10 protein-coding genes are annotated in these 10,280 nt (G+C 72.8%); 5 read left to right on the top strand and 5 right to left on the bottom strand.

The genetic code is table 11. From position 1 onward, the window contains the following. Positions 1–444, top strand: a 444-nt coding sequence (locus Q0066_RS09885; RefSeq protein ID WP_298132466.1) for an alpha/beta hydrolase, incomplete at its 5' end; no start/stop codon positions are given. A 4-nt stretch (positions 445–448) separates the two neighbouring features. Here Q0066_RS09885 and eccCa read toward each other — a convergent pair. From eccCa to Q0066_RS09860, 5 genes are read right to left on the bottom strand one after another with little or no spacing between them, the layout of a single operon-like run. Further along, the gene (gene eccCa / locus Q0066_RS09880; RefSeq protein WP_298132465.1) at positions 449–4,342 is read right to left on the bottom strand and encodes a type VII secretion protein EccCa; all 3,894 of its coding nucleotides are present in this window, start codon (positions 4,340–4,342) and stop codon (positions 449–451) included. Then, entirely contained in the window at positions 4,339–5,340 is a 1,002-nt protein-coding gene (locus Q0066_RS09875; protein ID WP_298132463.1) for a hypothetical protein, read from the bottom strand. The genes eccCa and Q0066_RS09875 overlap by 4 nt, the downstream gene beginning before the upstream one ends. Continuing rightward, positions 5,340–6,635: an EsaB/YukD family protein gene (locus tag Q0066_RS09870; protein ID WP_298132460.1), complete on the bottom strand. Its 1,296-nt coding sequence runs from the start codon at positions 6,633–6,635 to the stop codon at positions 5,340–5,342. The genes Q0066_RS09875 and Q0066_RS09870 overlap by 1 nt, the downstream gene beginning before the upstream one ends. Next, positions 6,632–7,135 carry an OCRE domain-containing protein gene (locus Q0066_RS09865; RefSeq protein ID WP_298132458.1) on the bottom strand — a complete coding sequence of 168 codons (504 nt, stop codon included), beginning with the start codon at positions 7,133–7,135 and terminating at the stop codon, positions 6,632–6,634. The genes Q0066_RS09870 and Q0066_RS09865 overlap by 4 nt, the downstream gene beginning before the upstream one ends. Positions 7,136–7,142: 7 nt before the next feature. Next, positions 7,143–7,946 (bottom strand): FHA domain-containing protein, encoded by an 804-nt coding sequence (locus Q0066_RS09860; RefSeq protein ID WP_298132456.1) that lies wholly within the window; start codon positions 7,944–7,946, stop codon positions 7,143–7,145. A 228-nt stretch (positions 7,947–8,174) separates the two neighbouring features. Here Q0066_RS09860 and Q0066_RS09855 point away from each other — a divergent pair, with 228 nt between their 5' ends. From Q0066_RS09855 to Q0066_RS09840, 4 genes are read left to right on the top strand one after another with little or no spacing between them, the layout of a single operon-like run. Beyond that, the gene (locus Q0066_RS09855; RefSeq protein ID WP_298132454.1) at positions 8,175–8,519 is read left to right on the top strand and encodes a hypothetical protein; all 345 of its coding nucleotides are present in this window, start codon (positions 8,175–8,177) and stop codon (positions 8,517–8,519) included. A gap of 14 nt (positions 8,520–8,533) precedes the next feature. Then, positions 8,534–8,836 (top strand): pore-forming ESAT-6 family protein, encoded by a 303-nt coding sequence (locus Q0066_RS09850; protein WP_298132452.1) that lies wholly within the window; start codon positions 8,534–8,536, stop codon positions 8,834–8,836. A gap of 2 nt (positions 8,837–8,838) precedes the next feature. Beyond that, the gene (locus Q0066_RS09845; protein WP_298132450.1) at positions 8,839–9,861 is read left to right on the top strand and encodes a DUF6177 family protein; all 1,023 of its coding nucleotides are present in this window, start codon (positions 8,839–8,841) and stop codon (positions 9,859–9,861) included. 1 nt (position 9,862) lies between these two features. Next, entirely contained in the window at positions 9,863–10,198 is a 336-nt protein-coding gene (locus tag Q0066_RS09840) for a hypothetical protein (RefSeq protein ID WP_298132448.1), read from the top strand. Positions 10,199–10,280: the final 82 nt, after the last annotated feature.

Genomic DNA, 10,280 nt, shown 5'->3' with positions numbered 1-10,280 from the left:
CATCGCTATCGCGGTGGGTCGCCTGCGATCGATGACGAGGTCGCCGGTCTTGATCGACAACGCGAACAGTGGGGGTTGGAGCGCATCGTGCTGATCGCGCACGGTGCCGACGGTGGCGCGCTGGCACTGGCCTACGCCGCCGTCCATCCCGAGCGAGTGAGTGTGATCGGTGAGCTGAGCGGTGCCGGGATCGGCGAGAACGCTTCGGCGGACGGCACGCGGAACTACGCGGACGCCGACCTGATCGGCTGGGCGGCCGGCACCCAGTGCCCGGTCTACCTGGTCCACGGCACGGCCGACCCGCGTCCGGTGGACGGGGTGCTGCGGTTGGCCGACCGGATCCCCATCGCTCGCAAACGGATAGTGATGGACGCCGGCGACCGGCCCTGGCTCGACCAGCCGGACGCGGTGCGCGAGTTGCTGGCCGAGATCATCGGCAGATGACGGGCTACGGCAGCGCCACCTGGACGATGTGCGGGCGTTCGCCGCGGCGGACGAAGCGGCCGCGTCCGGGCGGGAAGCGCTCGGGGTAGACCCGGGGCAGGATCTGGCCCTCGCTGCGCTCACCGGACATCAGCAGCAGCGAGCCGCCGGTGTCCCGGGTGACCTGCAGCACCCGGTCGTACATCGCCCGGGACGCCCCGGCCACCGGACGGGTGATGATCAGGTGCAGCTTCAGGTCGCGGGCGCTGGGCAGGTGGGCCAGCAGCGGTCCGAGCGGGTCGGTGCCGCCGGCGCTGACGATGTCGTAGTCGTCGACCAGCACCACGATCCGCGGCGACCGATCCAGTTCCTCAGCCGAGCGGCCGGGGCGCTGCTCCAGTTCACCGGCGATGGACGCCGCCAGCGCGCGGGCCTGCTGGGCCGTCCGGGCGTGCGCGGCCAGGTACTCGTCGGCGATGATCGAGGGCACGTGGCCGCGGATGTCGATCACCGCGATGGCGAGCTCGTCGGCGGTGAACCGCTCCATCAGCCCGGCCGCCACGGTGCGCAGCAGTGAACTCTTGCCGCATTTGGCGTCGCCCAGCACCAAAAGGTGCTGATCGGCGCCGGTGAAGTCCCACAGCGCGGCCTCCATGGTGTCCTGGCGCAGGCCGAGCGGGACGGCGTCCGGCTCGTCGAAGCGGTCCGGCAGTTCGCTGGGGGAGAGCTCCAGCGGCAGCAGCCGGATGGGCGCAGCGGCCGGACCGTTCCACGACCGGGCGGCCTGCGCGGCCAGCTGCTGCAGCTCGTCGGCGATCTCTGTGTCCGGCACCTCGTCCAGCACCGGCAGCGCGATCTGGGCCAGGTTCTTGTCGGTGAGCAGCGCCCGTCCGGGGGTGTCGGCGGGCAGCACCGCCGACAGCTTGCGGTCGATGCCCGAGTCGGCGGGGTCGTTCAGCCGCAGTTCGATCCGGTTGCCGAACAGCGCCTGGTGGGCCAGCCGCAGCTCGCTGAACCGGGTCAGCGTCAGCACCAGGTGAATGCCGTAGCTGGACGCCCGTTGCATGATGTCGACGAACAGCTCCTCGAGTTCTTCGAAGTCGCTGCGCAGCGCGCCGAAGCCGTCCACCAGCAGCACGATGTCGGCCGCCGGGAGCTCCGGAACCCGGCCCTGGGCGTGCAGCGTCCGCAGCTCGACCAGCGAGTCGATGCCGCGGTCGGCGAACACCGCCTCACGTTGGGCCAGCATCACCGACAGTTCCTCCAGCAGCCGGCGCAGCTTGTCCCGGTTGCCGCGGGTGACCACGCCGCCGACGTGCGGGAAGTCCTCCAACCGCTGTAAGCCGCCGCCGGTCAGGTCCATGCCGTAGATCGCGACCTGGCGCGGTGTGTGGGTCAGACAGGTCGACACCGCGAGGGTGCGCAGCAGGGTGGACCGCCCCGACTGCGGTGCGCCGACGATCACCAGATGCCCACCGGCCCGGGTCAGGTCGAGCCTCAGCGGCGCCTGCGCCTGCTTGGTGGGGTCGTCGGTCAGCCCGACCACCACCTGCAGCGGCGGCGGTGTGGCACCACCGATCAGCGACCCCAGCGCGAGCCGTTCCGGCAGCGGCGGCAGCCACACCGGCCGGGTCAGCCGGTCGTCATCGCGCAACTCGGCGACCGAGGCCTCGACGAACGTCACCCCGGTGTCCGGACGGCGCAGTTCCAGCGGCCGGTCCGGCTCGTCGGCGTCCGCCTTCACCCCGTTGTAGACGGGAACCAGCAACGGCCGCGGCCGGACGTCGGCGACCGGCGCCCGCACCACCTGCGCGGACGGCCCGGAGACGTAGCCGGAGCGGAACCGGGTGTAGACGGTGGTGTCCACCTTCAGGTAGCCGTAGCCGGGCAGCGCGGGCAGGTGGAAGGCGTCCGGGGTGTTCAGCACCACCTGCGACTCGGCGTCGCTGAAGGTCCGCAGCCCCAGCCGGTAGGACAGGTAGGTGTCCAGGCCGCGCAGCTTGCCGCCCTCGATCCGCTGGCTGGACAGCAGCAGGTGGACGCCGATGGAACGGCCGATCCGGCCGATCTGCAGGAACAGGTCGATGAACTCCGGCTCGGCGGTGAGCAGTTCGCCGAACTCGTCGATCACCACGAACAGGTGCGGCATCGGCGGCAGCTCGGGGCGTTCGTCGGCGCGCAGCTGCCGGTAGTGGGTGATGGACGGCGACGAGCCGGCGTCCTTGAGCAGCTGCTGGCGGCGGACCACCTCGCCGGCGATGGACGCCCGGGCCCGGGTGGTCAGCTGCGGGTCGTCGGCCAGGTTGTCGATCAGCCCGGCCAGGTGCGGCAGGCCGGCGAACGGGGCGAACGCGGCGCCACCCTTGTAGTCGACCAGGATCATGCTGAGGTCCTCGGGCGGATGCGCCATCGCCAGCGACAGGATCAGCGTTCGCAGCATCTCGGACTTGCCCGACCCGGTGGCGCCGATGCAGATGCCGTGCGGGCCCATGCCGAACTGGGCGCTCTCCTTCAGGTCGAGCTGGACGGGGTTGCCGTGGTCGTCCAGGCCGAACGGCACCCGCAGGAAGTCGGCCGGGACGCGCGGCCGCCACAGCCGCTCGACGTCGATCTGGCTGGGGCTCTCGACACCGAGCAGGGCCTCGAGCTCCATCACCGCTTCGCCGGAGTCGTCCTGGCGTCCGGCGATCCGGGACAGCCGCAACGCGGCCAGGCCGCGGGCCAGACCGCTGAAACCTGGCTCGCTGAGCGCGTCCGGGGTGAAGGTGAGGGTGGTCGCGGCCGGCGTCCCCGGGGCGACCTCGAGCGTCGCGGAGTTCTCGCCGAGGGTGATCCGGGCATCGACGTCGTCGGGTTCGTCGAGCCGGTCGGCCAGCAGATGCAGCAGGGTGACGCCGAGTTCGGCCGCGCTCTGTCCGCCGGGCACCCCGGACGCCTGCGCGCCGTGCTCGTCGGCGACCACCAACAGTCGTGGCGGGGCCGATCCGGTGGTGCCGGTGCGCCGCGAGGTGTGGGCCTGCTGCAGCCGGTCGGTCAAGGTCTGGCCGAGCACCTGGCCCAGGGCGGCCATCGATTCGGCGACCCGGCGGGCGGGCACCGGGCCGTCGAACAGCTCGGCGTCCTGGGTGTGCGGCAGCAGGTCGAAGCCGCGCCAGTCCGGCATCCGCTCCGGCGCGGCGGCCAGGGCCAGCTGCAGGTCGTCGGGGGAATGGACGGCGGCCAACTGGCCGACCAGGGCACGGGCCAGCGCCACCGCCGGCATCCGGTCGCCGATGATCGCGATCCGATGCGCGTTACGCAGCGCCGTGGTGACCGGCATGCCCGGCACGGTGCCGAACCGGTCGGTCACCGTGGTCGCCTCGGCCAGCAGATAGGGATCCTGCGGCTGCACCGGCGACTCCGCGGGCGGCACGGTGAGCCGGAACCAGGGCAGATCGCCGACCCCGATCCGGGCGGTCAGGAAGTCGTCGTCGCGGCGCCGCCGCTCCCACAGCCGTTCCGGGTCGCGCACCAGGGAGAGCAGCGCGTCCGGATCGGGGTGCAGCAGGCTGGCGGCGTCCCGTACCTCGTCGCTGCGACCCTGCAGGTCACGCCGCAGCCGCTCCAGGTAGTCGAGGTAGCGGGTGCGTTGCGCCGCCTGCTCGGCCGCCTTTCGCCCGCGGGAGCTGAGCGCGAAGCCGAGACCCGCGACCAGCGCCAGCACGAAGATGACGCCGGCGATCAGCAGGAACAGCGGCTGGCCGTTCCGCATCACCACCATCATGATCACCGACGACATGGCGCCGACCATCGGCAGCAGGAACTGCAGCGGGAAGCCGCCCGCCTCGCTGACCACCGGCGGGGGCGCGGCGAGCGTCTCCGGCTCGGGTTCGGCGACCGGCAGCGTGGAGCGGGTCGGGCGATGCACCAGGACCGTCATCGGGAGGCCTCCGTTCGGGTCGGTGTCGCTGGGACGGGTGCCGCGGCGGCCACCACCCGAGCAGCCAGTTCGAGCACCGCGGTGGTGGTGGCGTAGCCAAGCCGCCGCTTCCGTTGGTCGAGCTTGTCGAGGCCCTGCTCCCGCCCCCGTTGGTCGAGCTTGTCGAGACCCTGGCCCCGTTGGTCGAGCTTGTCGAGACCTCTACCGCCCGGCAGCCAACTCGCCCCGTTCACCCGCGCCACCTCAGCCAGCCCGCGCGGTGCATCCCCGCGGTCGAGCACCGCCAGCAGCACTGGGGCGTCCGCTCCGTCCAGCCGGGCTTTCAGCTCCACTCCAGCACGCAGCGACTCGAGGGTGCCCTCGGCCACCACCAGCAGAACCCCACCGGCGGCCCGGACGTCGTTCAGGCCCATGGGGGAGCCCCAATCGGTGACCACGAAGTCGAAGAACCGGCTGATCGGGGCGACGGCGTCCCACCACCGGTCGGCCCGGCCGGCCAGGTCGATCGCCCAGCCGCCGCCGGTGGCCTGCGCCAGTCCGTCGGTGGCCTCGGCCCCCGTCCGGGCGGTGGCCCGGCGGGCGATCGCGGTCTCATCGGACGTCGCCGGCCCGGTGATGCCGGCGAACCAGCCGATGCCCGGTTCCGCGTCGTGGGCGGACGCCGCCAGCACCCGGTGCGGACGGCGGGCCGCCAGCACCGCGGTGAGCAGTCCGCCCACCATGGCGGTCTGGGCGCCCGGGGTGGCGCCCAGGACGCCGACCCGGGTGCTGAGTGCGAGCGGGGCACGGATGGCGGCGTCCAAGGCGATCAGGCGATCGCCCCGGCCCGGGAGGCAGCTGCGCAGGACGGCGTCGAAGCTGGTGAGTAGGCCGCGGGAGGAGATCCCGGCGTGCGCCGGGATGACGGAACGCGGGGTCGCGGGGTGGGTGGAGGGCGCCGGGGCGACGGGCGGCGCCGGATGGGCCGGCGAAGCGAGTGAGCTGCTGGTGCGGGACATCAGAACGCCGCCAACAGGTCGGCGTAGACGCCGAGCAGTCCGAGCAGCAGCGGGACGCCGGCCAGCACCGCGAGGAACTCGCAGGTGTTGCCGAGACGGGAGAGCCGGGCCCGCAACTGGTCGCTCAGCCGCAGGCCGATCGCGCCCACCAGCGCGACAGCGAGCATGCCGAGCCCGGCCAGCGTCCAGCTGGGGGCGAGCAGGAAACCGCTGACCGCCAGCCCGGCGGCGATCGCCGTCGCCGCCGCGAAACAGGCCAGCCGTTGCGGCGCCAGCGGCAACACCCGGGCCCGCAACACCACCACGACGGCCACCGCCGCGGCCAGGCCCATCGCCCAGCCGTCGGGGGTCGCGCCGAGCCGATACCCGGCTGCCCCGATCACCGCGCCGAGCGCGAGACACGCCCCGTTCAGGCCACGGTGGGTGGCGGCGACGGCCGCGGCGGCGTCCGGACGGCGCACCGTGCCGCCCTCGATCACCCGGTCGTCCAGCCCGGTCAGGCCACCGACGGTCATCGCCACACCGGGCAGCAGCCCGAGGCCGAGAGTGGCGACCAGGGCGATCGTGCCGGCGGCTCCGGGCACGGTCATCCCGGCCAGCCCCAGCGCTGCCCAGCCGGCCACCAGGACGGCGCCGCACACCCCGCCGAGCGCGATGCCGCGGTCGGCGTAGCCGAACTGGGCGACGGTGGCGAGCAGCGCTGCGACGGCACCCAGCCAGGCGCCGGTCGCGGCGGCGTCCGACAGCCCGGTCAGGACGCCGACCGGGGCGGCCAGCAGGCCGGCGGCCAACGCGGTGACCACCCAGCCGGCACCATGCCCACCCCGCCGGGCCAGGGCAATCGCCGCCCCGGCGAGCACGACAGCGACGCCGATCAGCCACCACGCAGGCATGCCGGACGCCGCCAGCTCGGTGCCGCCGAGGCGTCCGATCACCAGGCAGGCGAGCGCGGCGGCCAGCACCGCCCATTCCCGCCGCCAGCGGTCGGCCCGGTCGGCGACCGAGTCGCCGGCCAGCTGGGTGATGTCGGCCACCTCGGGCGGTGCGGGGGCCTCGTCCAGCCGGACCAGCGAGACGATCGCGCCCTGGTGCACGCTCTGTTCGGCGAGGCTGAGCGAGGTGTTCAGCTGCTCGCCCAGCACGGTCACCAGGGTGAGCGGACGGGCGGGTGCCGCGGGTTCGTCGAGCAGCCGCAGGATGTCCGGCAGCATCGCCGCCAGCGGTTCGTCGGAGGGCAGCACCAGGTCGGCCGCGGTGCTGCTGCCGCGGAGGGTCAGCCGGGTGTAGTCGCTCATCGGGTACGCACGATCTGTTGGGTCTTCGGGTCGATGGTCAGCCCGGTCGCCGGGTCGGTGTAGTAGCCGGTCTTCGGGTCGATGTACCAGTCGATCCGGGGGTCGATCAGCCGGCCCTGCGGATCGCGGGCCAGCCCGCTGCGGGCGTCCACCACGTAGCCGGTCTGCGGATCGACGATCACTCCGGTGCGCCGGTTCCGCAGGAAGCCGGTGCGGTCGTCCTGCACCCAGTCGCCGCCGGGCTTGAGCGGATTGGAGGCCAGCGCCGCCCGGAACGACGCGACGGCCTGCTCCTCGCGCTGCCGGCCCAGCAGGTCGACCACGAAGCTGGTGCCGACCATCGCCGCGCAGGCCACCGCGGCCGTCACGATCGACCCCAGTGCCCGCTTGCCGTTGGTGTTGGCCGCGCGTCGCTCGTCCAGGGTGCCGAAGGCCAGCGCCGCACCCAGCCGGCGACGGTGCGTCCGGCTGGTTTCGATCAGGATCTGCTCCGATTGCATGCGTCTCCTAGCCGGAACGGGCGACCCGCAGCGTGCGGTCGCCCAGGTGGATGGTGCCCCCGACCCGGATCGCGGCCCGCTCGCCGGGGCGCAGCCAGCGTTCGATCACGGTGCCCCCGGACGCCGACGGCGAGGCCGCCCGGGTGCCGTTGGTGGTGCCCGCGTCGGTCAGCCACAGGCAGTCGTCGCCGGGTTCCACCAGGGCATGCACCCGGGAGATGCTGCGGCTCAGGTCGGGAATGGTCAGCAGGGCGTGGTCGGCATCCATCGAACTGCCCGGGTCGCGGCCCAGCAGGGTGGCGCCGGTGATCGGGAACTCGCCCCCGTCGTCCAGTTCCAGCCGCCAGGCGCCGGTGGCCGGCGCCGCCGGTGGACGCCAGGCCGGGCGTTCCGTCGCGGGCTCGATGGCGGGCTCCGGTACCGGCGGCACGATCAGCAGCGGATCGCGTCCGGCCCGCAGGTCGGCGGTGGAGGTGCGCCGTCCGAACAGCGCGGACGCGGACGGCGGCAGCGGCTCGTCGACCGACGTGGTGCGCAACCCGAGCCGGCGGCGGACCGGTGTCTGCCCGGTGCGGACGGCGTCCAGCACGAACCCGGTCGCGACCGCGAGAACCCCCAGTCCGCCGACGATCCAGCCGACAGCGGACGGCGTCCCGGTCAGTCCCAGCAGCGGCACCACCAGCAGCGATGCCAGCGCCAGCCCGGCTTCGGCACCCAGCGCGGCCCAGCGGCGTCCGGGGCCGGCCACCACGACCTCCGCAGCCGCCAGGGCGCGCGCCAGGTCGCGCCGGGAGCGGGTGAGCATGGTCATCGGAGGCCTTCGATCGGGAGCGTCCCGACGATAACCGCCCGCCCGGTCAGACCCGATGGAGAGTTCTCCCCGGCGGGGAGCACTCCCCGTCCAGCCCCTGTGCGAGGGCCCGGTGAGTGACCCGATCCCTGCCTAGCGTGAGGGCCGCCGCCGGGGAGTGCTCCCCATGGTGCGGACGCCGCGAGCTACCTACCGTGGCGGCAGAAACCACTACCTGATGGGGTTGCGATGAAGTTCGACATGGGCACCGAGACCCTCACCACACTCAGCCAGAAGACATCGACCGAGTCCGATGACCTGCGCAGCCTGGTGAACACATTCATCCGTGCCGCCGACCCGCTGCAGCACAAGCTGGCCGGCCCGGCCAAGGACGCCTTCGACAAATTCAAGGCCAAGAGCGACGAGGTGGCCGACACGCTGAACAGCGCACTGGTCGGCATCTGCGGCTCGATCGACGGCCAGAGCCAGTCGTTCATCCAGGGTGCCCAGGAGGGTGCCGACACCCATCGGGCCAACGAGGGCTCGGCGAACTTCGCCGGCGTCGAGGCCATCGGCCGCTTCGGCCCCCGCTGAAAGGACTTCAGACCATGGCTTACGCTTCCGACCGGAATGCCCACGACGTCGGCGCCTCGCAGCAGGTGCAGGACGATTTCGACACCGCCGCTGGCAACCTCGAGGCGGCGCTCGGCCGGCGCCAGCAGGACGTCGACACCGCGATGGCCGACTACCAGGCCGACGGCGTCAGCGACGAGTACGCCGCGATGGAGAAGCAGTGGCGCGATGCCGGCGACGAGGTGAAGGCGATCATCAAGCTGCTGCGCGAATCACTCGCCCAGAACGACGACATCGCCGTCGCCACCCTCACCCGGGCGAAGTCGTACCTGCCCTGACGATGAAGATCATCCATCCCCTCGCCGACGAATGGACCGACGAGTACGCGGTCTACGTCGCACAGACCTCGCATGTCCTGCTCAGCGACCCGCTGGATTCCTTCCTGCAGTGGTCGGTGAGCGAAGGACTGCGCCCCGTGCTGGTCACCGGCCCCGACGTCCGGATCAGCCCGCTGGCCACCCTGGCGCTGAACCGATCGGGCGCCTTCTGGGCGGTCCGGACGGCGGACTGCGTCTTCGACGGCCTCAGCGGCTACCGGATCGGCGGCTTCACCGAGCTGTGGTCGGGTGAACTCCATGCCGGCGAGCGGCAGCCCGGCTTCACCGCCGCCCAGGCGCACCCGCAGGCAGTACTCGGCTACGACGTGTTCGGCCACCAGCGGGCGGCCGAACAGACCCGGGTCGGCGAGCTGGCCGGCACCGTCCAGAGCGCCCTGGGTGGGCCCGGCTTCGATCTGTGGGGGCTCACCGAGCCGCTGCTGGAGCCGTTCGACGTGCAGCGGGTGACCGAGACCGCCCGGCGCGGCATGCCCGACTCCGACGTGCTGCACGCCCGTGCCGGCGACGGCTCCTACGCCGCCATCACCGCCAGCCGGACCCGGCGCGGAATCCTCGAACACGTCACCGGCGGGACGCCGATCGGCGACTACCCGAACCAGCTGGCGCCACTGGTCGAGGCCGCCACCCGCGCCCTGATGGCGGTGCAGGCGGCCCATCAGCCGACCATCGGGTTCGTCTCGCTGGCCGAGGTGGCGCCCGGGGTGGTGCAGACCGTGGGCATCCGGCGTCCCGAGGTGCCGCTGGCGGTGCTGCTGGGGCCGCGTGCGGTGCACGACCTGGCCGCCGAGATCGACGGGCTGCGGCAGCGCCACGACGTGCTGGTGCTGGGACGGCCGCGGCTGCCCAGCCTGCTGGTCCGGTTCTCGCGCACCGACCAGGGCTCCTGGTCGCAGCTGATCGCCTTCGCCCACGACCTGGGCGTCGAGCGGGTGCAACAGGTCGCCGGACTGGCATGGAGGCCCTGAGATGCCACACGAGTACACCCTGCTGAGCGACGTGGAGCCGACCACCGAACGGATCACCACGCTGGCCGCCACCGTGCATCCCGAGGGTGCCTACATCGAGTTCCGCGGCGGCGACATCCGGCAGTTCGTGGATGCCGGCGGCGACCCGCTGCTGTGCGTGTTCCGGACCAGGCCGGTAATGCGGGCCGCCGAGGCCGCCGCCGCGCTGATTGCGCCGCCCACGGCGTTCGCGCTGTGGACCGACCTGACCATCCCGCTCGGCGACGACGGACGCGGCGTCCGGCTCGCCGAGGCGATCGCGCAGGGCCTCGGCGGGCAACTGGCGAGACGAGCATGAGGGGAGCTGATCATGTCCGCATGGGATATCCAGCCCGGTGAGGTGCAGAAGATCCTGACCGACGTCCAGACCAAGTCAGAGA

The organism is Micropruina sp., assembly GCF_027492755.1.
Taxonomy (GTDB): Bacteria; Actinomycetota; Actinomycetes; order Propionibacteriales; family Propionibacteriaceae; genus Micropruina.
This window is presented reverse-complemented; position numbering and strand designations above follow the sequence as displayed.

Coding starts and splice junctions, on each gene's coding strand:
- eccCa (WP_298132465.1), bottom strand. CDS start 4,342: ATGACGGTCCTGGTGCATCGCCCGACCCGCTCCACGCTGCCGGTCGCC.
- Q0066_RS09875 (WP_298132463.1), bottom strand. CDS start 5,340: ATGTCCCGCACCAGCAGCTCACTCGCTTCGCCGGCCCATCCGGCGCCG.
- Q0066_RS09870 (WP_298132460.1), bottom strand. CDS start 6,635: ATGAGCGACTACACCCGGCTGACCCTCCGCGGCAGCAGCACCGCGGCC.
- Q0066_RS09865 (WP_298132458.1), bottom strand. CDS start 7,135: ATGCAATCGGAGCAGATCCTGATCGAAACCAGCCGGACGCACCGTCGC.
- Q0066_RS09860 (WP_298132456.1), bottom strand. CDS start 7,946: ATGACCATGCTCACCCGCTCCCGGCGCGACCTGGCGCGCGCCCTGGCG.
- Q0066_RS09855 (WP_298132454.1), top strand. CDS start 8,175: ATGAAGTTCGACATGGGCACCGAGACCCTCACCACACTCAGCCAGAAG.
- Q0066_RS09850 (WP_298132452.1), top strand. CDS start 8,534: ATGGCTTACGCTTCCGACCGGAATGCCCACGACGTCGGCGCCTCGCAG.
- Q0066_RS09845 (WP_298132450.1), top strand. CDS start 8,839: ATGAAGATCATCCATCCCCTCGCCGACGAATGGACCGACGAGTACGCG.
- Q0066_RS09840 (WP_298132448.1), top strand. CDS start 9,863: ATGCCACACGAGTACACCCTGCTGAGCGACGTGGAGCCGACCACCGAA.